We start from the raw sequence: 22,672 nt of genomic DNA, 5'->3' as shown, positions 1-22,672 counted from the left end.
TGGCCGGGTGGCTGTTCGTGAACTCTCTCCCGCCCGGTGCACCTCAGCGTCGCCGTTGGTCCTAGCGCGCCGAACCAAGCTGTTCGCGTTGTCGGAGATGCGTTGGGCCGCGCTGGCGTTGGGCCTGTTTTCAGCGGGACTACTGACACAGCTGTGCGGAGCACCGCAATGGGTGCGGTGGGCGCTGTTTCTGGCGTGCTACGCGACCGGCGGTTGGGAGCCAGGGCTGGCCGGGCTACAGGCGCTACAGCGAAGGACCCTAGATGTCGATCTGCTGATGGTGGTCGCGGCGATCGGCGCGGCCGCCATCGGGCAGATCGCCGAGGGCGCTCTGCTCATTGTCATCTTCGCAACCTCCGGTGCTCTGGAAGCACTGGTAACGGCCCGCACCGCGGACTCGGTGCGTGGGCTAATGGGCCTCGCGCCGGGCACCGCGACCCGCGTGGGCGCCGGCGGTGGTGAGGAAACGGTCAACGCCGCCGACCTAAGGATTGGGGACATCGTGCTGGTACGGCCCGGTGAGCGCATCTCGGCGGACGCAACCGTGCTTGCCGGCGGCAGCGAAGTCGATCAGGCCACCGTCACCGGAGAGCCGCTGCCCGTCGACAAGTCAATCGGCGATCAGGTGTTCGCCGGCACTGTCAACGGCACCGGCGCCCTGCGGATCCGGGTCGACCGGCTCGCGCGGGATTCCGTCGTCGCTCGCATTGCCACCCTGGTTGAACAGGCCAGCCAGACCAAGGCGCGCACCCAGCTGTTCATCGAGAAAGTCGAACAACGCTACTCGATCGGCATGGTCGCCGTGACCCTCGCCGTATTCGCGGTGCCCCCGCTATGGGGGGAGACCCTGCAGCGGGCGTTGCTGCGAGCCATGACGTTCATGATCGTCGCGTCGCCGTGTGCGGTCGTGCTGGCCACCATGCCGCCACTATTGGCCGCAATCGCCAACGCCGGCCGCCACGGGGTGCTCGCCAAGTCCGCGATCGTGATGGAACAACTTGGAACCACCACACGGATCGCGTTCGACAAGACCGGCACCCTTACCCGCGGTACCCCCGAACTCGCCGGCATCTGGGTGTACGAACGACGATTCACCGATGATGAACTGCTGCGGCTTGCGGCTGCAGCGGAGTATCCCAGTGAGCACCCACTGGGTGCGGCCATCGTGAAAGCCGCCCAGTCTCGCCGCATCCGGCTGCCGACCGTCGGCGAGTTCACCGCACACCCAGGTTGCCGTGTCACCGCCCGCGTCGATGGCCACGTCATTGCGGTCGGATCGGCGACGGCACTGCTGGGCACTGCCGGCGCCGCCGCGCTCGAAGCTTCCATGATCACGGCGGTCGACTTTCTGCAAGGCGAGGGCTACACCGTCGTCGTCGTGGTATGCGATAGCCATCCCGTCGGGCTACTCGCCATCACCGATCAGCTTCGCCCCGAAGCCGCCGCGGCGATTTCCGCTGCGACCAAACTGACCGGGGCCAAACCGGTATTGCTTACCGGCGACAACCGGGCCACCGCCGATCGGCTCGGTGTACAGGTTGGCATCGACGACGTACGGGCCGGGCTACTGCCCGACGACAAGGTCGCAGCCGTGCGGCAGCTGCAAGCTGGAGGTGCCAGATTGACCGTGGTCGGTGACGGTATCAACGACGCTCCGGCCTTAGCGGCCGCGCATGTCGGCATCGCCATGGGCAGCGCCCGATCGGAACTCACCCTGCAGACCGCCGACGCCGTCGTCGTCCGCGATGACCTGACCACCATTCCCACCGTTATCGCCATGTCGCGGCGAGCCCGCCGCATCGTGGTCGCCAACCTCATCGTGGCCGTGACATTCATCGCCGGGCTCGTTGTGTGGGACCTGGCCTTCACGTTGCCATTGCCACTGGGCGTCGCCCGACACGAAGGTTCCACCATCATCGTCGGACTCAATGGGCTGCGCCTACTGCGCCACACGGCCTGGCGCCGCGCCGCTGGCACCGCGCACAGGTGACGCTGTGTCTTGAAAAGTCAAATTGTTGTCTTCTAGTGTCAAGACTCAAGGCCGAGTGCTGGTGCACAGTGAGTTCGGTGACGCACACCACCCCCGGTTGACAACGAAGTCGCGGGTCAGCCTTCGCCCGAACAGGAAGTACGCCGTGCACTCCGAGCAGTCAGCCAGCATCGAACACGTCGACGTGCTGATCGTTGGCGCCGGCATCTCCGGCACTGGCGCCGCCTACTACCTAAAGACAATGCAGCCGGCCAAGACATTCGCGATCGTTGAAGCCCGGTATCCAGCAATTCGATCCGACTCCGACCTGCACACGTTCAGCTATGAGTTCAAGCCGTGGCAGCACGAGAAGGCGACCGCCAGCGCGGACGCCATCATGGTCCACCGAGGACGCTCGCTGGCTGGTGGAGATCGAACGCTTCGACACCGGCGAACACGTCACCATGAGCTGCGGATGGTGATCATCGGCAGCGGCGCGACCGCGGTCACGCTGGTGCCGGCCATGGCCCAGACCGCCGGCGCGGTAACCATGCCCAAATGATAGGCCGCGATCGGGCCTACGCCGTCACCCGGCGCAAAGACATCGCCAAGCAACGGTTGGTGTGGCGGTTATGCCAACGGTATCCGAGAGCCGCCCGGCGACTGATCCGTCATCTCAACGCCAAGCAGCTGGCCGCCGGATATCCGGCCGACGAGCACTTCAAGCCGGTCTACAACCCATGGGACCAACGCCTGTGCGCGGTGCCAGATGCCGACATGTTCAAGGCCATCCGCGACGGCCGGGCCTCGGTGGTCACCGAGGCGATCGATACTTTTACCGAAAACGGAATCCGGCTGCAATCCGGACGCGAATTGGCGGCCGACATCAGCATCACTGCCACCGGCCTCAATCTGCTGGCCTTCGGTGGCATCAACCTCTCGGTCGACGGAGTCGCCGTGGACGTTGCCGAGAAGGTGGCATTCAAGGGTTTCCTGCTCAGCGACGTGTCCAACTTCGCCGGCCCACATGGACGCACCCGGGCACACCATCTGCTGTCCGCAGCTGCCCGCAGCCATGCCGACCCGGCCGCTGCAGGGCGCCGAAGCCCCCTGGCGGACCTCAAGGTGTTGCGCGAGGGCCCGGTCGACGACGATCACCTGCGCTTTACGACGTCGGCTTCGGCGAGCCGGCTGACGGTGAAGCGCATCACCAGGAGCACGCCATGGAACTGATGTCACCGATCGATGCGCTGTTCTTATCAGCCGAGTCGCGAGAGCATCCGCTGCATGTCGGCGCGCTGCAACTGTTCGAGCCACCCGCGGGGGCGGGACGTGGGTTTGTGCGGGAAACCTATCAGGCGATGCTTCAGTGCCGCGAGATAGCACCGCTATTTCGCAAGCGCCCCACGTCGCTTCACGGTGCACTCATCAACCTCGGCTGGTCGACCGACGCTGACGTCGACCTCGGCTACCACGCGCGGCGGTCTGCCCTGCCGGCGCCGGGCCGGGTGCGTGAGCTGCTGGAACTGACGTCACGGTTACACTCCAATCTGCTCGACCGGCACCGCCCGCTCTGGGAAACACACGTGATCGAGGGCCTCCGGGATGGACGCTTTGCGATCTATTCGAAGATGCACCACGCCCTGGTCGACGGGGTGTCCGGACTTACGCTGATGCGCCAGCCGATGACCACCGACCCCATCGAGGGCAAGTTGCGCACCGCCTGGTCACCGGCGACGCAGCACACCGCCATCAAGCGACGGCGCGGCCGCCTGCAACAGCTGGGGGGCATGCTGGGATCGGTTGCCGGGCTCGCTCCCTCAACGTTGCGACTGGCGCGTTCCGCGTTGATCGAACAACAGTTGACACTGCCCTTCGGGGCCCCGCACACCATGCTCAATGTCGCCGTCGGGGGAGCGCGGCGCTGCGCCGCGCAGTCCTGGCCGTTGGACCGGGTCAAGGCGGTGAAAGACGCGGCCGGGGTCAGCCTCAACGACGTGGTGCTGGCGATGTGCGCCGGCGCACTTCGCGAATATCTGGACGACAACGACGCGCTGCCGGACACGCCGCTGGTTGCGATGGTTCCGGTGAGCCTGCGCACCGACCGCGACTCGGTCGGCGGCAACATGGTCGGGGCGGTGTTGTGTAATCTGGCCACCCACCTTGATGATCCAGCCGACCGGCTGAACGCCATCCACGCTTCGATGCGCGGTAATAAGAACGTACTATCGCAGCTGCCCCGCGCCCAGGCGTTGGCGGTGTCACTGCTGCTGTTGAGCCCAGCTGCGCTGAACACCCTGCCGGGCTTGGCCAAGGCAACGCCACCGCCGTTTAATGTGTGCATCTCGAACGTGCCCGGTGCGCGCGAACCGCTGTACTTCAACGGCGCCAGGATGGTCGGCAACTATCCAATGTCGTTGGTGCTCGACGGACAAGCGCTCAACATCACCCTGACCAGCACCGCCGATAGTCTCGACTTCGGAGTCGTGGGTTGCCGCCGCAGCGTTCCACACGTGCAGCGGGTACTCAGCCATCTGGAGACCTCGTTGAAGGAACTGGAGCGCGCGGTCGGGCTATGAGGAAGTGCTGCGGGTCGCGCTGGGTTTGACCAAAGCCAGCCCAGTTTATCTGCCTGGTGTAAAGGGACGTATCTTGCTGGCTGGGCAACTCGAGCATCGTAGCTCGTGGAAATGATCGATTATCGCTATATTGCGTGAGATCTATAGTCCGTCATGTGTGCGACTTGGCCCAGTCAGTTGACTGACCGGCTTTCGGCTGCGGTTGGTCGGTGAGATGACCGAAGGAGTACGAGGAGTGACGCAGGGGGTAGTTCCTGATGGTTTGGCGGCGGCCGCGCTGTCGCCGGCGGTGGATTCGGTTTCAGGGGGCTCACTATGACGGCGCCCATCTGGTTTGCCTCGCCGCCGGAGGTGCATTCGGCGTTGCTCAGCGCCGGTCCGGGCCCGGCTTCGTTGCAGGCGGCTGCCGCGGAATGGACATCGCTGAGTGCGGAGTATGCTTCGGCAGCCCAAGAGCTCACTGCGGTGCTGGCAGCGGTACAGGGCGGGGCGTGGGAGGGTCCGAGCGCCGAAGCTTATGTGGCCGCCCACCTACCTTATCTAGCCTAGCTAACTAAATCCAGTGCCGACAGTGCGCGGCTGGCCACCCAGCATGAGGTTATGACCACGGCATATGCCAGCGCGCTGGCGGCGATGCCGACGCTGACCGAGTTGGCCGCTAATCACACCAGCCATGCGGTGTTGCTGGGAACGAATTTCTTTGGAATCAATACGATCCCGATCGCGCTCAATGAGGCCGACTATGCGCGGATGTGGATTCAGGCGGCCACCACGATGAGTATCTATGAGGGCACCTCCGATGCGGCGCTGGCGTCGGCACCGCAAACCACACCGGCTCCGGTACTGTTCAACGGCGGTGCTGGCGTTGCCAGCGCCCTGCCGGCGATCTCCGCCGCAACGTTGGACCCCGCCAGCATCATCGGGATCATCATCGAGATATTGATTCAGCTCTTTCTGATATCGCTCGAGATCCTGTTTGCAATCGTCGCATACACGATCATCATCGTGCTCATCTTGCCGCTCGTGATCTTCGCATACGCGATCGTCTTTGCGGTCCTGGCGATCATCTTCGGCCCGCCGCTCCTTGTGATCGCATCGCCATTTGTGCTCACCGGCTCCGTGATTGCGGTGCCGACCTCGTTGTCGACTTCGTTGTCGACTGCGGTGCCTATCGGCGTTGGCCAGTACCTCGCGGACCTGGCGAGTGCGGACGCGCAGGCTATCGAAGTGGGCCTAAAGACGGCGGACGTGGCGCCCGTTGCCGTACGACCTGCAGCGGCGCCGCCGTTGCGTGAGTCTGCCGCGGTGCGACCGGAGGCCAGGCTGGTGTCGGCGGTGGCGCCAGCTCCCGCGGGCACGTCGGCGTCGGTGCTGGCTTCGGATCGGGGTGCCGGCGTGTTGGGGTTTGCCGGGACCGCTGGCAAGGAGTCCGTTGGGCGTCCTGCGGGGTTGACCACGTTGGCCGGTGGTGAGTTCGGGGGTAGTCCGTCGGTGCCGATGGTGCCCGCTAGCTGGGAGCAGTTGGTCGGCGCTGGCGAGGCTGGCTAGCGCACCTCGGTCGCGCTGGTGCAGGTAGCGGGCCAATCGCCGCGATAGCCGGCGTCCACGTCGTCGGCCGTCGTCGGCTCCAGCGCGACGCTTCGCCACCGTTGGCCACCGGTGCCGGTCGGCTGCTGGCTCTTGGCCGGCTGTAGGCGCACCACACGGCCGACCGCCCGCCGGAGCCCGGGTGGACCCTCGATCCGAAAGAGGTCGCCGATCCGGCCGGCGCCGTACCGCAATGGTGAGGCGAGGAACTCGCCCAACACCACCCCGCTGCCAAGCGCGAGTGCAGTCGCGGCCGCTTCCAGCAGCTGGGTCAGACCGCCGTCGGGTGTGTCATTGACGGCGAACGCGAACACGGCACGGAAGACCGCAAGGCCCGGCAGCATCGGCATGATGCCGGCGGTGGCCGTCACCAAGGCGGGAGCCTGCCGACGGATTGAGATCAGGGTGGCCAAGAAGCCGACGCCGATCGCGGCGGTCCAGGTGGCGACCACTCGGCCGAACCCGGCCGCGCCGAGTCCGATGAGCACCAGTTCGGCGAGTCCGGCCGAGAGTCCGGCGGTGGCCACAGAACGTAGCGGCGCATAGCTCGCGATCGTCAGGCACACGCCGGACAGCGCCGCACCGCTTACCGCGACGAGAATCGGTAGCGGCATGCCCGGGGTGGCGAGCGTCGTGGTTGCGTCGACATGCAGTTCGATCTGGATGCCGGCATTGGTGACGCCCCGCAACGAGATGAGGATGCCGACGACGATCCCTGCGGTCAGGAACAGGGCGTCGCCAAGCCGGGCGAGTGCGGTGAGCATGTACCCGGTGACCGCGTCCTGCATCGAACCCACCAAGGTCATCCCAGACAGCAGCACAACGATTCCGGTGGCCACCAGCGCGGTCGGATCCTGGCCGGCGATCAGGTAAGCCGCCACCGCGACCAGGGTCGCGATCCCCGCGCCGAACACGCGCTGGAAGAACAACGGGGTCCCGATCCGGTTCAGCAGCCGGCCCAGTCGGTCGATCACGCCAGACGTCACGGCAGCCAAGACGCAGGTCAGCCAGGTTCCGCCGAGCAACATGGCGACGCCGAGTGCGAAGCCCGCCGCCCCCGCGGTCGCGAGCCAGCGCGGGTAGGGGTGGGGCCGTTCGGTCAACTCGTCCATAGCCTCGTGAGCCTGGTCGACTGCGACGCCACCGGAGGTTATCCGCTGAACGAGTCGATCGAGTTCGGCCAGCCGGCTGTAGTCAGTGGACCGGGTCCGGACCGACCGCATGATGGTGACCGGCGGAGTGTCTGTGGTCGCTAGCGCGGACACGATGATGGTGGTAACGGTGATGTCGACAACGCAATCGGTGAGCTGGTAGGCCTGAGCCACGTCCTGGGCTGTGGCGACGACATCCGCGGTGCCAGAGCCGGACGACAACATCACCTCGGCGAGCCGGATGGTCAGGTCAAGCACCTTCCGGGTGTGCAGGTCATCGATTCCGCCGGAGGTCCGGCTCCGCCGGCCCGCCACGGGCAGCGGATCGCGGCGCCCGCGCAGGGCAATTCGCAGACCACGGCGCAATGCCGTGTTGTCCGATCGATCTTGATCCATCGGTCAGCAGGATACTGAGACGTTACCTGGATTCGGACCACGCCCGCTGCCAGGTGCGCTCACGGTTGTCTGTAACCTGGCCTGGTTGCGGTAGGCGGCCGGTCCGGTTCCGAACCAGCGTTTGCACGAGCGGGTCAACACGCTTTGTTCGGCGTAGCCCAGTTCACGTGCCAAATGGGTAAGGCCGATCCCGGTGGTCCTTAGGTAGCGATCAGCGACATCCTTGCGGACCCGATCGACCAGAATAACGAATGTGGTGTTCTCCTCCGCAAGTCGACGTTGCAGCGTTTTCGGGTGCAGGTGGAACTGCTCGGCGACCACGTTGAGCGTCGCCGCTCCGGTGGGCAGCAGCTGGCGCACGATGGTGCGCACCGATTCCACGATCCCCTCGCCCAGCGGCGTGATGCTGCTCAGGTAGTCGACGACCACCCGGTGGGCGACATCGTCGCGGTTGAGGGGACGGCTCAGGTCCGCGGTGCGCATGGTGAAACCACCAACACGTTCGGCGAAGTAAGGCCGGCAGCCGAAGTACTGCAGGTAGAAGGCTTCGGGTGTGAGTGGGTCGTGGGGTAAGTGCACGGCCAGTGGGGCGTAGTCAGCGCCCAACAACAACCGGATCACCCCGAGCGCCACCCCGAGCGCCAGCTCCATGGTCTGCGGATACGACGCCGGCTCGTCGAGCAGGAACTCGAGTGCAATAAATGACCGCTGTCCGGCCAGCGGCGTGATCCGGATGGCGATAACTGGGCTGTAGGCCGCCATGAAGGTGTTGAAGATCGCCAGAGCGTCACCGACCGTGGCGGCCGTGCGGGCCGCCACACCGACCGGTCCCAGGATCTCAATCCCTTGCCGCTGTGCCAATCGTCTCCCGAAATCCATTGTGGCGGTGACCGCTGCGGCCGATTCGATTGCCCGAATCGCTGCCCGGATCGAAATGAACGCGTCATAGTTGCCGACATCCTGATCCCGAACACCCGCGGCCCGTAGCAGAGTGGCCGGGTCACCGCCCAACCCGGCAACCAGGCTCGGGTAGTTAGCCAGAGCGGTCCCGCGCACCACGGACATGCCGTCGACCCTCTGCGGCGGACGTCCCGCTGTCAAGGGCGGACCGGCGGCCCGTATCAGAGCTTGTAACCGATGGCGCGCAACAGGTCACGCCGCTGCGCAATGTCGCGATCGGTCTCCACTCCCAGAGGGGTCTGCCCGTCGACAACACCCACGATGCCGCGACCATGCGGGGTCACCGCGACGACAACGTCGACCGGATTGGCTGTGGCGCAGTAGATCGTGCAGACCTCGGGCACCGCCTGCACCGGGTTGAGGATGTTGATGGGAAACCCCTCACGTAAGAAGATCACGAAGCTATGCCCGGCCGCGATGGCCAGCGCAGTGCGGGTCGCGAGTTCGACCAAATCGCCATCGTTGCCGGTATGTCGAACCAACCGGGGCCCGGAAGCCTCGCAAAAGGCGAGCCCGAACCGTAGCGATGGGCTCACGCCGACCATGGCCTCGTGCAGGTCTTCGACCGCTTTGATGAAGTGCGCCTGGCCGATCACGACGTTGACATCGTCCGGCTTGTCGACCGACACCACATCCCAGGCCAACGACATTGAGGTCACAAACCCATGCTGCCACCAATACCTCTCAGCCGGACTACTTCGCCCACCCGACGTTGCAACCTCAAGCCGCTCCGGACTACATGCGTTGTCATCCCGAAGTCAGCTGGGCGGCGATGTTCTTGCGACTTGCCGAACCTCGGGCACCACAGAAGCCTTCCCGGATCACTCGGTAATGGGTGTAATGGGTGCATGGATCTGATGATGCCCAACGACTCGATGTTTCTTTTCATTGAATCTCGTGAACACCCCATGCATGTGGGTGGCTTGTCGTTGTTCGAGCCACCGCAGGGAGCTGGTCCTGAGTTCGTCCGTGAGTTCACCGAGCGTTTGGTTGCCAACGACGAATTCCAGCCCATGTTCCGAAAGCACCCTGCGACGATCGGGGGTGGAATCGCCCGTGTGGCATGGGCTTATGACGACGACATCGACATCGATTACCACGTTCGCCGCTCGGCGCTGCCCTCGCCAGGACGAGTCCGCGATCTGCTCGAGCTGACCTCAAGGCTGCATACCAGCCTGCTCGATCGCCACCGCCCGCTGTGGGAGCTGCACGTGGTGGAGGGGCTGAACGACGGCCGGTTTGCTATGTACACCAAAATGCACCACGCCCTGATCGACGGTGTTTCGGCGATGAAGCTGGCGCAGCGCACGCTGTCGGCTGACCCGGACGACGCCGAGGTGCGCGCCATCTGGAACCTGCCTCCGCGCCCACGTACGCGCCCGCCATCGGACGGCTCGTCACTGTTGGATGCGCTGTTCAAGATGGCGGGATCCGTTGTCGGACTTGCACCGTCGACGCTGAAGCTGGCTCGTGCGGCGCTACTCGAGCAGCAGTTGACGCTGCCGTTCGCGGCGCCACACAGCATGTTCAACGTCAAGGTCGGGGGAGCCCGCCGGTGCGCTGCGCAGTCCTGGTCGCTGGACCGGATCAAGAGCGTCAAGCAGGCCGCCGGTGTGACCGTCAACGACGCCGTCCTGGCGATGTGTGCCGGTGCGTTGCGCTACTACCTGATAGAGCGGAATGCGCTGCCGGACAGACCGCTGATCGCGATGGTTCCGGTGAGCCTACGCTCCAAAGAGGACGCTGACGCCGGCGGCAACTTGGTCGGCAGCGTCCTGTGCAATCTCGCCACCCATGTCGACGACCCAGCGCAACGGATTCAGACCATCAGCGCGTCCATGGACGGCAACAAGAAAGTGCTCTCCGAATTGCCGCAGCTGCAGGTGCTTGCATTGTCGGCATTGAATATGGCGCCGCTGACGTTGGCGGGTGTACCGGGTTTCTTGTCGGCAGTGCCGCCACCGTTCAACATCGTCATCTCGAATGTGCCGGGGCCGGTAGACCCGCTCTACTACGGCACGGCCCGGCTTGACGGTAGTTACCCATTGTCGAACATCCCGGACGGTCAAGCGTTGAACATCACCCTGGTGAACAATGCTGGGAATCTCGACTTCGGACTGGTCGGGTGCCGTCGCAGTGTGCCCCACTTGCAGCGGCTGCTTGCGCACCTGGAATCGTCGCTGAAGGATCTGGAACAGGCCGTCGGGATCTAAAGAACCCGTACTCATGCCCAAGCTCAGCGCGGGTGTGCTGCTGTATCGGGCGCGCGCCGGTGTCGTCGACGTCCTTCTGGCGCATCCGGGCGGCCCGTTTTGGGCGGGAAAGGACGACGGCGCTTGGTCGATCCCGAAGGGCGAATACACCGGCGGCGAAGATCCGTGGCTGGCCGCCCGGCGCGAGTTCTCCGAGGAGATCGGGTTGTGCGTGCCTGACGGGCCGCGAATCGACTTCGGGTCGCTGAAACAGTCCGGCGGCAAGGTGGTGACCGTGTTCGGTGTCCGGGCGGATCTGGACATCACCGACGCACGAAGCAGCACCTTCGAATTGGACTGGCCGAAGGGCTCGGGCAAGATGCGTAAGTTCCCCGAGGTCGACCGGGTGAGCTGGTTTCCGGTAGCGCGGGCACGCACCAAACTGCTCAAGGGGCAGCGGGGTTTTCTCGACCGGTTGATGGCGCACCCGGCCGTGGCGGGTTTGTCTGAAGGACCAGAATCCCTGCCTCGCTGAGCGCCCTCACCGTGGCGGACTACCCAGTGTGGGCGCGCCGCCGTCGCCGCAGAACCACCACAACGGCCCCGCCCGCCGCGCCCACCGCGATCGCCGACACGACCACCAGCAGCAGCGGGGGGAGTGCGACATCGTCGTAAACGGTGACCACCTGCCGGTACGGATCGTCGTTTGGTGCGTTGCCGAACGTGAAATCCGAAGAGATTCGCGATGTCTGATAGATGTCCACCTCGACCTTGGTCAGATATGAGCCGTGGTTGCCGATCAGCTCGCGCAACAGAGGGTCACGAACCGCAGTGGACATGTCGCCCGCGAACCGGACGTGGGTTGTCTGTGTGGCAGCGTCGGCGTCGGTGCGCTGCTGCCGGTGATCGGACAGGGTGAAGATGGTGACATGTTGCGGCTCCTGGGCGGCGACCGATAGCCGCATGGGATACACCAACCGCGACGATCGGAAGGTCATCCGCACCGGATCGAGCCCGCCCACTATCAGGTCGGTGCTGGTCAGCCGGATCGCCACGAACGCCCATCCGTCACGCACGTAGGGATCCAGCGCCGCTGACACCGCCGGTCGAATCGCATAGCCGTTGTCAGACAACCAAGTCTGCAGGCCGCTCAGATCCCCGCCGGTCAAGGTGGTGGCCTCCAGCGGGCCAAGGCGAACCTGGTTGAGCACATGCGGGGCCCGGGCGGCGGCCTCCTGGGGACCGGAGGCACCGACACCGCGCCTTAAGCTCCAATGTCGCTGATGCTCGATCAACGGCGCACTGAGCGTGTCCAGCTCGCCGAACGTGGACTGGTCCGCGGTTGTAACTATCGCCGGCGTCGGGGTGGGCACTACCAAGGCAACGTTGTCGGTATCGGCGTTCATTGCCAGCTGCATGACGATCGTCTCGGTCGTCCCGTCCCAATGAAGCAGCGCGACTTCATGATTCAAAGTTGCTTGGGAGCCATGTGCTGTGACCGCGGCACCGCAGGCGCATGCATAGCTCGGCGTAGCCAACACCATGGTTGCTGTGATCACTGCGGTCGCCACACAGACGACAAGTCCCAACCGGCACGCGGGCAGCACCGCCATGCCGCAGATGTTACGCGGCCGAACGCAACGAACCGACCCGGATGTGGCGCCCGAGCCGATCGGCCCACCGGGGATCAACTGACCGAAGAGGGTCGCACCTTAGCGTAGGCCCGGCACAATGTCGGAGAGGCTGACGGTGAGCGGGCGTTCGAGCTGGGCATAGCTGCATGAGCGTGGGTCGCGGTCGGGGCGCCACCGGTTGAACTGTGCGGTGTGGCGGAACCGCGCGCCTTCCATGCGGTCGTAGCGGACCTCGACCACCCGCTCGGGTCGCAGCGGCACGAACGACAGGTCTTTGCCGACATTCCAGCGGGAGAACTCGTTCTTACGTGGGGTGCGCTGGCCGGCAACGTGGGCGGCCCAGTTCCATGGGTGGTCGTCGAAGCTGGTGACCAGCGGCTGCAGCTCGGTTAATAGCCGGCGTCGTTCGGCCATGGGGAACGCGCCGATCACGCCGACCGACGCGAGTTGGCCGTCCTCCTGGTAAAGCCCTAGCAGCAGTGAGCCGATCGCGTCACTGCCGGACTTGTGCACCCGGTAGCCGGCCACCACGCAATCGGCGGTCCGCAGGTGTTTGATCTTGAACATAACGCGTTTGTCCGGTTGATAGGTGATGTGCGGCGGTTTGGCGATGACACCGTCTAGACCGGCCCCCTCGAACTCGGAGAACCATCGTTGTGCGGTCGCCATGTCGGTGGTTGCCGGGGTGACGTGGATCGACAGGTCAGCGTCGGCCCCCGAACCAGTTACGGCATCGACCAGAGCGGCTCGTCTTTCGCTGAACGGTCGCCCGGTGTAGTCGTCGTCGCCGAGGGCCAGCAGGTCGAATGCGATGAAGGAGGCTGGTGTGCGGTCGGCAAGCATTCGCACCCTCGACTCGGCAGGATGGATGCGCTGTTGCAGCGCCTCGAAGTCCAAGCCGTGGTCGGTGGCGATGATGATCTCCCCGTCGATCACACAGCGATGCGGCAGCTCGGCCCTGATCGCGGCGACCAGCTCGGGGAAGTAGCGGGTCATCGGCCGCTCGTTGCGGCTACCCAGTTCGACCTGATCACCGTCGCGAAAGCAGATGGAGCGGAATCCGTCCCATTTGGGTTCATACGACGCGTCCGGCGGGATTGCGGTGACCGATTTGGCCAGCATCGGCGACACCGGCGGCATGACGGGTAACTGCATGTGCTCATTCTTGCGTGCGGCATGCTGGAATTCCGATATGGCGGCGGCAGCTGAGGAACTCGACGTCGACGGCATCGCGGTGCGGTTGACTAGCCCGGACAGGATGTATTTCCCGAAGCTGGGGTCGCACGGCACCAAGCGCCGCCTCGTTGAGTACTACTTCGCCGTGGCCGGGGGTCCGATGCTGACGGCGCTGCGTGACCGGCCGACGCACTTGCAGCGCTTCCCGGACGGCGTCGACGGCGAGCAGATCTACCAAAAGCGGATCCCGCGGCACCGCCCTGACTACCTGCAGACGTGCCGGGTGACGTTTCCGTCGGGGCGGATGGCTGACGCGCTGAAGGTGACCCACCCGGCGGCGATCGTATGGGCGGCGCAGATGGGCACAATCACCCTGCACCCGTGGCAAGTGCGCTGCCCCGACACCGAGCACCCCGACGAATTGCGCATCGATCTAGATCCGCAACCGGGCACCGGCTTCGTGGAGGCGCGTACGGTCGCCGTCGATGTGCTCCGGTCCGTGCTGGACGACCTCGGTCTGGTCGGTTATCCGAAGACATCCGGGGGTAGAGGGATTCACGTATTCCTGCGCATCGCCACCGACTGGGACTTCGTCGAGGTGCGTCGGGCGGGCATTGCGTTGGCCCGGGAAGTCGAGCGCCGCGCACCGGATGCGGTGACGACGTCGTGGTGGAAGGAAGAACGGGGCGCGCGTATCTTCATCGACTTCAACCAAAACGCCCGCGACCGCACCATGGCGTCGGCCTATTCGGTGCGTCCTACCCCGATCGCGACGGTATCGATGCCGTTGACCTGGGAAGAGCTGGCCGGCGCGGATCCCGACGACTACACCATGACCACGGTGCCCGAGCTGGTGAAGATCCGCGACGACCCCTGGGCCGGCATGGACGACGTGGCCCAGTCGATTGCACCATTGCTGGACTTGGCCGCCGCCGACGAGGAGCGCGGGCTCGGTGACATGCCGTATCCGCCGAACTATCCGAAGATGCCGGGCGAACCCAAGCGGGTGCAGCCGAGCCGGGATACCGACTTGAAGGGGGGAAACACGTCGAAGTAACGCGGTGCGGCTCGCTCCTCAGATGCGGGAAATGCGATTGGTCTGTCCCACATTTCCTGGATTATCACGGCTTTTCCGCGATCATCAACGTGTATCCGATTCGTCCGGTTTGTACCGCGGCGCGTGCGAGCGCTGTGAAATCGCGCACCGAGTCGTGGCGAATGCCGTTGTCGGCGAGGATCTCCGGTGCGGCGACGTGCAAGGCGGTGATCCGCGCGTCGATGCGGTCGATCATGTCCAGCAGGCTCTCGTCATGAGACTCGATGTGGCGGGTGCGCAATCCGGCCCCTTCGAGGATGTCGGTGTAGTCGGTGACGGTTCGGGCGTCGGCGATGCAGGCGACCCACGCGGCCAATGGGGTCAGCTCCGCCGGCAGGCCGCCGTCCCCGACAGTGACATCGGTGATGCCGGCCAGGCCACCAGGACGCAGAATCCGAGCGAACTGCTGGGCGGCGGCGTTCTTGTCCGGGAATGTGCAGAACGCGCACTCGCACACCAGCGCGTCGAATGTGTCGTCGGGCAACGGGACTGATTCGGCGTCGCCCAGGTGGAAGCGCACCCGCTCGGTCAGGCCGGTTTGCGCGACGGCGGCTTGGGCGCGCTTCACGTTGATCTCGCTGATGTCGACCCCGTCGACAGCCACACCGTAGTCGCTGGCCAGCAGCCGTGCGGAGGCGCCGGGCCCGGCGGCGATGTCGGCGACCCGCCGCGGGTCGCCTGTCGACCTCAGCCCGAGTTGGTCAGCCAACCTACGGGTCAATGTCGCGCCGCCCGGGTGAAAGGAGTCACCGAGTAGCAAGGCGACGATGTCGCGGGAATAGGCGTCGGCGCAACACGCTTTGATCTGCTGTGGTGGCAGTGCCATCGGCGCACCTCGGGTTGGCCCCGCGAGCCTGGCGATACTCCCACCGGTATTGGCCTGTTTTGATCCGTGTGGTGCGTCCGCCAGCAACCCGGCGAGTGGGATGGCATTGGGCACAATGTCGGGTACCGGTACCCCGGTGAGCTGTTCACGCACCTGCTCTCGATAGCCGACCGAGTTGTAGGCGCAGAACGGGATCAGCCGTCCGTCCGGGGTGATCTGTTGCACGCAGCATTTCATCAGCTGTTTGACGTTGAGGGTGTAGGGATCCTGGAAGTCTTGGATGACGATGGCGAAGACCCGGTCGGTGAGGTGCGTGAGGGCCTCGGGCAGGTTGATCCCGCAGCCCTCGGCGCAGTTCAGGGCGGCGGTAGCCCGCTGTAGCTGTGCGGTCATGGTGTCGGTGCCTGGCACCGCCGACGCCGACCACAAGTTCTCCAAGGCTTCGCGGATCGCCAGGTCAGGGATCACCCGGTTGGAGACGTAGTCGAGGTAGTCCTCGACATTGAGCAGCCGCGGAATCGGGACCACATGCTCCCCGTCGGTGAGCAGGTAGGTGATCGATCGGCAGCTGGGGAAGCAGCATGGCACCGGAAAGAAGTCACCGGGCCTGAACCATTCGGGCAGTTGCGCGGTGATGCAGGCGATGATGTCGGAGTTGGTCAGTCGGGTCAGCGGGTCGAACTGCACATGCCGGCCGGCGTGGGTGACCGGCTGAAATACCACCGGTTGCACTCCGGGCTGCGCCATGCCGTGGCGGATGACCGCGCCGAGCTCGTGCTCGTTGAGGCCGCGTTCCACCGCGGCCACCAGGCTGACGGTCAGGCCCGCCGCGGCGCAGTTGTCCAGGGCCCGCTGCTTTACGTCCCGCAGATCGTGGCCCCGGATTCGACGATGTGTTGCCTCGTCCAGGCCGTCGAACTGCAGGTAGATGTGCACGGGGTGGCCGGGACGGTTGCGGGTGGCGAGCTGGTCGACGAATCGCCGGTCGGAGGCCAGCCGGATGCCGTTGGTGTTGATGATGACGGTCTTGACCGGGCGGGCCTGGGCGGCGTCGACGAACTCGAGGAGTTGTTTGTGGATGGTCGGTTCGCCACCGGAGAACATCACCACTTCGGGTTCACCCTCGGCGGCAACGAGCGTGTCGAGCATCCGTTCACACTGCGCCGCGGTGATGGCGTAGCCGTCGGGTTGGTGGCCAGAGTCGGCGAAACAGATCGGGCAGTCCAGGTTGCAGTGTGTGTTGACCTCGATCAACCCCAGGCAGGCGTGTTGCTTGTGGTCCGGGCACAGCCCGCAGTCACTGGGACAGCCGTCGCGCACCTCGGTCTGAAACCGCAGCGGAAAGGTGCCCGGTTTGTTGAATCGTGCTGATTCCAAATACATCTGGGCATCCCCGTACACCAGGGCCTCGAAACTTCCGTGCTCGCGGCAGCGCTTACGCAAATACACCTTGTCGTGGCGGATATTGACCTGGGCGTCGACCACGACCTTGCAGACGGGGCAGATGCTCTTGGTGTATTCGACGAACATCTCGTCACGGTCGCGCTTGCCGTCAGCCCGCGTCATTGGGCTAGTCCACCATGCGGCAACGCCTGCGCGATAGATCAGTGTCTGCGGTCGAACAATCGGGGTTGGGTCCGCCGGCGGCGTGGGTGAGGACTCCCATCGGGTAGCGGCCCGGAAAGCTGGCCAGGCCGCCGATAGCGTGGCCGTGGTCACAGTATCTTAGCGGCCCTGCCCAGGTTCAGCCGTGCACCAGCTCCATGATTTGTGGCAACGCTTCACGGGCCGCGATCCGGCCCGCTTCACGGGCGCGGTCGATCTGGTGGTACTCCATGAGTCCGACGCCGATCGGGTTGGGCTTGATCACCAGGTCGGCCTGGGCCAACACTTTTTCCGATGCCATCGCGCTGCTGATTGTCATGGTGCGCAGCAGGGTGTCGGTTAGGCCGGGCACCCGTGGTTTGCCGCGGCGATGGCCGCCGGACGCGGGGCTTGGATTTCCGCCAGAGGCCACGTTTACCGCAATCAGTGGGCCGTCCTTGCCCACCAGCGTGGTGACGGGCACGTTGTCCAGCACACCGCCGTCGACGTGCAGGGTGCCGCCGTAGGGCAGTGGCGCATACAGAAAAGGCAGCCGCATCGAGCAGCCGACGACGTCGGCGAGCGGGCCTTGGCGGTGCACGACGGGACGCCGGGCCAATAGGTCGACACTGACGCAGCGGAAATGTTTCGGCAGCTCCTCCACCAAATGGTCTCCGAAGATCGTGCGTAGCGTGGACTGGGTGCGTTTCCCGCGGATCAGCCCCTTGCTCGGCAGGGTGTAGTCGCCGTGGCTCTTGCGCACGAAGTGCTCGTAGATTTGCGCATCCACCCCGGCAGCATCCAAACCGCTGGCCGCCAGAGCCGCGATGATTGCGCCCATGCTGGTGCCGGCAAAGCGGTCGACGGTGACCCCGGCGGCCTCCAGTTCCTCCAGCACGCCCAAGTGGGCACACGCCCTCGCTGCCCCACCGCTGAGGACTAGCCCCACGGAACGGCCCGCGATACGCGTGGCGAGCACCCGCAGGTCGTCGGCGACAAATTCGCGTCGGACCACATGCATCGACCGCGGCGTGATCAACTGCTCCCAGGCACGTCGGTGCTCCCGGCCGGCGGGCCGTCCGGCCAGCACCAGGTCGGCGCCGGTCGCTCGGGTCGGCAGCGGGGCCACAGGCACGGCCGGGTTGCTGGCCACCAGCACCACGCGATCGGCGACACGCAAACAGAATTCCCGCCACCGCGCGTCGCCGACGGCCGCATGCAGCACCACCCGGTCGGCGGTCTGCTCGGCACGTTCCAACCCGTCGCAGTCGACCCGGCCGGGGGCGACAGCACGTAGCCGTGTCGACAGTGCCCTGCACAATTCGGTGGCCACCATTGCGACCGGTGCATTGGCGTCGACACCGACGACCGCGACAACGACCTCCGGCGTTGTCCGCTGAGAGGCCACGCGTGTCTGGTGCTGTCGTTTGGCCAGTACCCCCGCCAGCGCCCCAAGCACCCCGGCATCGGCGATCTTCGCGAATTCGGCCTTGGTCACTCGCATCAGGGACGAGTCGCGTACCGCACGAACCGACGCGGACCGCGGCGCATCGAGCAGCACCCCGAGCTCCCCGACCACCTGACCACGGCCCAGCTCGGCCACCACTTCGTCCTTTGCGCCGTCGCCGGCGAGGACTTGCAGGCGGCCGCTGCGCACCACGTAGAGCGCATCGGACACATCGCCCGCGTGGAACAAATACGAGCCTGCTTGCAGCTCAATCTGTTGCGTGTCCGGCCTGGCAAACCGCAGAGCCTCCAGCAGGTTGACTTCGCGGGAAGTCTTGGGGGTCGGGGCCACTGCCGCGGCGGGTGAGGCCACCGGTGCGGGTCTCGGCGGCCGCCGCGCTCCCAACGGAGCCACCGGCGGCCCCGGCGGGGGTTCAACCGCAGCTGGGACTGGGCGGATGCGACCCAGCGACAGCGCCCCGATCCCCACCGCCACGAAACAGATCGCGGCCAACGCCCACCCGTGACGCAACGCCTCTTCGGCTGCGCCCGGTGCCGGTGTGCCGACCAGGATCACCAGCACCGCGACGCCGATGACGGCGCCAACCTGGCGGATGGTGCCGGTCACCGCCGAAGCGGTGGCGTAGCTGCCGCCCTTGGCCAGCCGGGCCAAGGCGGCACTGCCGAGCAGCGGGAAGGTAGCGCCCACCCCGATTCCCTGCAGTATCTGGCCGGGCAGCCATTCACCGAGGAAATCGGGCTGGGACCCGACAACCTTGAGATACCACAGCAGGCTGGCAGCCCAGATCAACGCGCCGATGCCGACGATGAAGCGGTAACCGTGCCGGTCGGCGACGCGGCCAAGCACCGCCGCGACGACGGCGGCGACCAGCGCGGCGGGGGCGACGGCCATGCCAGCCTCCAGCAGCGTGTAACCCCAGACGTAGTTGAGGAACAGCACGTGCGTCAGCAGATAGGCGTAGAAGCCGGCGCTGGCCACGGCGGTCAGCCCGGTGCCGGCCACGAACGACTGGATGCGCAACAGCGTGGGCTCGACCATCGGTGCCGGGTGGTGTCGTGAGCTCATCACAAACCCAACCATCGCGACCGCCGCGGCCAGCAATGACCCGCTGGTCGGCAGGCTGGCCCAACCCCAATCCGGGCCCTTGATCAATCCCAGCGTCAAAAGGCCCAGCGCGAAAGCCAGCAGCACCGCGCCGCGCACGTCGGGCACACGCCGACGTCCGGCGGCCCGGTTCTCCACCAGTGCCCGCCGAGCGGCCAGCACAGCGAATACCCCCAGCGGAAGGTTCACCAGGAACACCCACCGCCAGCCATCCGCCTCGATGAGGGCGCCACCGATCGGCGGGCCGAGGCCCGCGGCGATGGCCCCCGCCGCACCCCACAGGTTGACCCCGTGCGCGCGCCGCTCGGCCGGGAAGGCCTCGACGACCAGCCCCAGCGAAGCCGGTACCAGAACCGCTGCGCCGATGCCTTGCAGCACACGGAACGCAACCAGTTCCCCGACGCTTTCGGCGATCGCGCACAGCCCGGACGCGACGGTGAACAACGCCACCCCCAAGATGAACACCCGCTTGCGCCCCATCAGGTCGGCCAGCCTGCCGGCGGCCACCAGGAACGCCGCGAAAACAATGTTGTAGGCGTTGAGCATCCAGGACAGGTCACTGATGTCGCTGTGGAAGTGCCGCTGGATATCGGGGAACGCGACGTTGACGATCGTGGAGTCAAGGAAAGCGAGGAAGGCGCCGAAAGCCGCCACCAGCAGCACCGCCGAGGAGGAGGGTTGGCGGCGTCGCGTAAGTGGGGCGTGCACGCGACGGCGTCGTCTGCTAGGGCCGACGGGACCGGCGGCTATGACGGGCGCAGCATTGTTGGTGGCGACGGTGTGCACAGTCAAGGGAAACTCCACGTTCTTGAAGGATCAGGGATATGTGACGCGTCAACGCCGTCGGTTCAACGGTGGACTTGTAGCGTGACGAGGCTTGGTGGGTTACCGGCGGCTAACTTGCAGAGCGATCCACGTCGGTCAGGTGGCTCGGCGCCGGCATGGCGGTTGGTGGGGTTGCAAATGTCGACCGGTCTGGCGGTCGTCGGCGGCGGCTCCAAAACCATCGGTCCACCCGCCGCAGAACCGCAAATGGGGCGGGATCCCGGAAGTCGATCCGCAGCGGTGCGGCGTGCGAAGCAACCATGTTCATGATTTGGCGGGCGGCCAGATAGCCGGAGCATGCCGCCTTCTCCATGGTCGGAACAAACAAGGTCAGGTCGGGTGAATAGATCACCTCACCGGCTAGCAAAAGGTTAGGCACTGAGGTGCAAATACCCGGGGAGCGGTGGCGCGCGCCCGGCATCAATACGGTAAGCGGCGAGAAATTCACCATGCGCTGCCCGCGCGCAGGCGCCGAGACAAGATGAGGAGGCAGCTCGCTCGCCACCTTTTCGTATTCGGCCTCGTCTAAGTGCTTCAGCTCGTGATCGATCCGCCAGCCCAAGACGTTCGATTTATCGAGGCCGCACTGCGTCAGGCACTCGGTCAAGATCTCATCTGGCGTACATTCACTCAATGGCCGATCAAAAACAGGTCCGGGCGTTTCCACATCACTCCAGGTTATTGACAGAACGTAGCGGGTTCCTTCCGGCAGGCGGACGTTTTTCCAGAAACCTTCTCCCTGCAGAACGCAGACCAGCGACCACTGGCTTTGCAGATGCGTAGTGACGACTCCAGGGCGGATGAACGGAGGCCACGTCGCAGGGAGGTCGCGCAGAAAACACTGGATTCCGTTCGATGCCTCAAGCGCAAGGGCGTGCTGCTGTGTGAGCTGAGGGAGATATCGCTTGACATGAGCTGATTTGGCCAGCTCTCGCAGCGTCAGATAGGGCACCGCGAGCAGGGCATAGTCGCAGGCAAACCGGCGGCCATCGGACGATATCAATGCGGTGACGCGACCGTCGTCGAACTCGAGATCGCCGACACGCGTGTTGAAGTGGATGTCCACGCCGAGCCTTGTCAGGTGGCGAATCCAGGGATCGACCATGCGCTCGCTGGTCGGTCCATCCATCATCATGATCGCGGGCAGCTTTGCGTCGTTGAGGGCTGATGGACAATTACTTTTCAGGCGAAACAGCCCCTTGAGAACGATGGGCGCAATGGCCGCCGCTTCGGCACTGGTGCGCGCCGCGACGTAAATGCGCGGCACAGCAGAAAAGAATTCCTGCGCCTGGGCAGACTTGCAGCCGAGCTGCAGATAATCCGCATACGAGATATCGCCCAGCTCCGCCAAGAGTCGCTCTCGGCACATCCACAGCAGCCGTAGATGGGCGTAGAGGTAATGGAGGACGTCGGTGGCCGGCACACCTCGTTGGGCCAGACCAACGATTACCATTGGGCCGCGCAACAAGATCCGGACAAGTTGCCGCGGCGGTTCGACTACCTTGCCTATGATCCGCGCGAAGGTTGGCCGCCGGCGTTGCAAGGCAACTGGCGCAGCGATTCGGCCAATCACGCCTTGCGCGGTAGCCGAAACCATGCTGACGCCGACCAGGTTGTCTAGCACGGTCCTGTCATGTTCGGTGGGTATACGCGAGAACAGCGTCAGCAGGGTTTGGTAAGTATCGGTGTAAACCCGCAAACTGTGCTCGGTCGGGTGGCCGTCCGCGAGACGTAAACTCTTGGCCTTGCCCCCAGCTTCGGATGCAGCTTCGCACAATGTGACTCGCACCCCGGCTTCGGCCAGGATCATGGCGGCAGCCAATCCCGCGATGCCAGCACCGGCAATCACGACGTGGGTATCGGCAGGCGACGGTTTCATCTGCAATAGGCCTCAAGGAATGATTCGGGCGGTACTGACGCGACCGTGGGCACATGCGGTCCACGGGAGAAAAGGTGCCGGCCTGGAAGCATTGACTCAAGACACGGCCGACGCTCTAACTCTGCCATTTGCTGGGTCCGCAGCCATCGGTGCGAACGCGTAAATGTGTCTGCGCGGCGGGTCGTAGGTGCGCCGGGCTATCGGATGTCCATACGTACTTTGGCGGATATTTGGATCCATGCCGCA

The 22,672-nt window shown here is 65.2% G+C and carries 17 protein-coding genes; 9 read left to right on the top strand and 8 right to left on the bottom strand.

All coding sequences use genetic code 11. The annotated features are described in order from the left end of the window. The first annotated feature begins 7 nt into the window (after positions 1 to 7). The 6 genes from ctpJ to PPE66 all read left to right on the top strand — a co-directional run bounded on the left by ctpJ (position 8) and on the right by PPE66 (position 6,096). Positions 8 to 1,990 (top strand): cation transporter ATPase J, encoded by a 1,983-nt coding sequence (gene ctpJ, locus Rv3743c; protein ID NP_218260.1) that lies wholly within the window; start codon positions 8 to 10, stop codon positions 1,988 to 1,990. A 145-nt stretch (positions 1,991 to 2,135) separates the two neighbouring features. Then, positions 2,136 to 2,531 (top strand): oxidoreductase, encoded by a 396-nt coding sequence (locus Rv3742c; RefSeq protein ID NP_218259.1) that lies wholly within the window; start codon positions 2,136 to 2,138, stop codon positions 2,529 to 2,531. Then, positions 2,528 to 3,202: an oxidoreductase gene (locus tag Rv3741c; RefSeq protein ID NP_218258.1), complete on the top strand. Its 675-nt coding sequence runs from the start codon at positions 2,528 to 2,530 to the stop codon at positions 3,200 to 3,202. The genes Rv3742c and Rv3741c overlap by 4 nt, the downstream gene beginning before the upstream one ends. Then, complete coding sequence (locus tag Rv3740c; RefSeq protein ID NP_218257.1) at positions 3,202 to 4,548, top strand: diacyglycerol O-acyltransferase; 1,347 nt, start codon at positions 3,202 to 3,204, stop codon at positions 4,546 to 4,548. The genes Rv3741c and Rv3740c overlap by 1 nt, the downstream gene beginning before the upstream one ends. A gap of 315 nt (positions 4,549 to 4,863) precedes the next feature. Next, positions 4,864 to 5,097, top strand: coding sequence for a PPE family protein PPE67 (gene PPE67, locus Rv3739c; RefSeq protein YP_178010.1), 234 nt, complete (start codon positions 4,864 to 4,866; stop codon positions 5,095 to 5,097). A 51-nt stretch (positions 5,098 to 5,148) separates the two neighbouring features. After that, complete coding sequence (PPE66, locus tag Rv3738c) at positions 5,149 to 6,096, top strand: PPE family protein PPE66 (protein ID YP_178009.1); 948 nt, start codon at positions 5,149 to 5,151, stop codon at positions 6,094 to 6,096. Here the strand turns inward: PPE66 and Rv3737 are convergent. Genes Rv3737 through Rv3735 form a run of 3 tightly spaced genes read right to left on the bottom strand, consistent with a single transcriptional unit; the run spans position 6,093 to position 9,292 of the window. Further along, the gene (locus tag Rv3737; protein ID NP_218254.1) at positions 6,093 to 7,682 is read right to left on the bottom strand and encodes a transmembrane protein; all 1,590 of its coding nucleotides are present in this window, start codon (positions 7,680 to 7,682) and stop codon (positions 6,093 to 6,095) included. The two genes, PPE66 and Rv3737, sit on opposite strands and share 4 nt — an antisense overlap. Before the next feature lie 3 nt (positions 7,683 to 7,685). Continuing rightward, entirely contained in the window at positions 7,686 to 8,747 is a 1,062-nt protein-coding gene (locus Rv3736) for an AraC/XylS family transcriptional regulator (RefSeq protein ID NP_218253.1), read from the bottom strand. Positions 8,748 to 8,803: 56 nt separating this feature from the next. Then, a complete protein-coding gene (locus Rv3735; protein ID NP_218252.1) occupies positions 8,804 to 9,292 on the bottom strand; it encodes a hypothetical protein in 489 nt (162 codons plus the stop codon). 198 nt (positions 9,293 to 9,490) lie between these two features. Here Rv3735 and tgs2 point away from each other — a divergent pair, with 198 nt between their 5' ends. Beyond that, positions 9,491 to 10,855, top strand: a complete 1,365-nt coding sequence (gene tgs2, locus Rv3734c; protein NP_218251.1) for a diacyglycerol O-acyltransferase — start codon at positions 9,491 to 9,493, stop codon at positions 10,853 to 10,855. Positions 10,856 to 10,868: 13 nt separating this feature from the next. Continuing rightward, positions 10,869 to 11,369: a hypothetical protein gene (locus tag Rv3733c; protein ID NP_218250.1), complete on the top strand. Its 501-nt coding sequence runs from the start codon at positions 10,869 to 10,871 to the stop codon at positions 11,367 to 11,369. 19 nt (positions 11,370 to 11,388) lie between these two features. On the opposite strand, the gene Rv3732 is transcribed toward Rv3733c, so the two are convergent. Next, positions 11,389 to 12,447, bottom strand: a complete 1,059-nt coding sequence (locus tag Rv3732; RefSeq protein NP_218249.1) for a hypothetical protein — start codon at positions 12,445 to 12,447, stop codon at positions 11,389 to 11,391. Positions 12,448 to 12,546: 99 nt separating this feature from the next. After that, positions 12,547 to 13,623 (bottom strand): DNA ligase C, encoded by a 1,077-nt coding sequence (ligC, locus tag Rv3731; protein ID NP_218248.1) that lies wholly within the window; start codon positions 13,621 to 13,623, stop codon positions 12,547 to 12,549. 37 nt (positions 13,624 to 13,660) lie between these two features. Between ligC and Rv3730c the strand changes: the two genes are divergently transcribed. After that, positions 13,661 to 14,701: a hypothetical protein gene (locus Rv3730c; RefSeq protein ID NP_218247.1), complete on the top strand. Its 1,041-nt coding sequence runs from the start codon at positions 13,661 to 13,663 to the stop codon at positions 14,699 to 14,701. 64 nt (positions 14,702 to 14,765) lie between these two features. Here Rv3730c and Rv3729 read toward each other — a convergent pair whose 3' ends face one another. The 3 genes from Rv3729 to Rv3727 form a co-directional block, all read right to left on the bottom strand. Then, positions 14,766 to 17,096 carry a transferase gene (locus Rv3729; protein NP_218246.1) on the bottom strand — a complete coding sequence of 777 codons (2,331 nt, stop codon included), beginning with the start codon at positions 17,094 to 17,096 and terminating at the stop codon, positions 14,766 to 14,768. Positions 17,097 to 17,310: 214 nt separating this feature from the next. Then, positions 17,311 to 20,508 (bottom strand): membrane protein, encoded by a 3,198-nt coding sequence (locus Rv3728; protein NP_218245.1) that lies wholly within the window; start codon positions 20,506 to 20,508, stop codon positions 17,311 to 17,313. A 109-nt stretch (positions 20,509 to 20,617) separates the two neighbouring features. Beyond that, positions 20,618 to 22,426: an oxidoreductase gene (locus tag Rv3727; RefSeq protein ID NP_218244.1), complete on the bottom strand. Its 1,809-nt coding sequence runs from the start codon at positions 22,424 to 22,426 to the stop codon at positions 20,618 to 20,620. Positions 22,427 to 22,672: the final 246 nt, after the last annotated feature.

Origin of the sequence: Mycobacterium tuberculosis H37Rv (assembly GCF_000195955.2) — a bacterium.
Taxonomy (GTDB): Bacteria; Actinomycetota; Actinomycetes; order Mycobacteriales; family Mycobacteriaceae; genus Mycobacterium; species Mycobacterium tuberculosis.
This window is presented reverse-complemented; position numbering and strand designations above follow the sequence as displayed.

What these genes read in the sequence shown, in the direction of transcription:
- Rv3741c (NP_218258.1), top strand. Translation starts at nt 2,528, where the DNA reads ATGATAGGCCGCGATCGGGCCTACGCCGTCACCCGGCGCAAAGACATC.
- Rv3740c (NP_218257.1), top strand. Translation starts at nt 3,202, where the DNA reads ATGTCACCGATCGATGCGCTGTTCTTATCAGCCGAGTCGCGAGAGCAT.
- PPE67 (YP_178010.1), top strand. Translation starts at nt 4,864, where the DNA reads ATGACGGCGCCCATCTGGTTTGCCTCGCCGCCGGAGGTGCATTCGGCG.
- PPE66 (YP_178009.1), top strand. Translation starts at nt 5,149, where the DNA reads ATGACCACGGCATATGCCAGCGCGCTGGCGGCGATGCCGACGCTGACC.
- Rv3737 (NP_218254.1), bottom strand. Translation starts at nt 7,682, where the DNA reads ATGGATCAAGATCGATCGGACAACACGGCATTGCGCCGTGGTCTGCGA.
- Rv3736 (NP_218253.1), bottom strand. Translation starts at nt 8,747, where the DNA reads ATGTCCGTGGTGCGCGGGACCGCTCTGGCTAACTACCCGAGCCTGGTT.
- Rv3735 (NP_218252.1), bottom strand. Translation starts at nt 9,292, where the DNA reads ATGTCGTTGGCCTGGGATGTGGTGTCGGTCGACAAGCCGGACGATGTC.
- tgs2 (NP_218251.1), top strand. Translation starts at nt 9,491, where the DNA reads ATGGATCTGATGATGCCCAACGACTCGATGTTTCTTTTCATTGAATCT.
- Rv3733c (NP_218250.1), top strand. Translation starts at nt 10,869, where the DNA reads ATGCCCAAGCTCAGCGCGGGTGTGCTGCTGTATCGGGCGCGCGCCGGT.
- Rv3732 (NP_218249.1), bottom strand. Translation starts at nt 12,447, where the DNA reads ATGGCGGTGCTGCCCGCGTGCCGGTTGGGACTTGTCGTCTGTGTGGCG.
- ligC (NP_218248.1), bottom strand. Translation starts at nt 13,623, where the DNA reads ATGCAGTTACCCGTCATGCCGCCGGTGTCGCCGATGCTGGCCAAATCG.
- Rv3730c (NP_218247.1), top strand. Translation starts at nt 13,661, where the DNA reads ATGGCGGCGGCAGCTGAGGAACTCGACGTCGACGGCATCGCGGTGCGG.
- Rv3729 (NP_218246.1), bottom strand. Translation starts at nt 17,096, where the DNA reads ATGTTCGTCGAATACACCAAGAGCATCTGCCCCGTCTGCAAGGTCGTG.
- Rv3727 (NP_218244.1), bottom strand. Translation starts at nt 22,426, where the DNA reads ATGAAACCGTCGCCTGCCGATACCCACGTCGTGATTGCCGGTGCTGGC.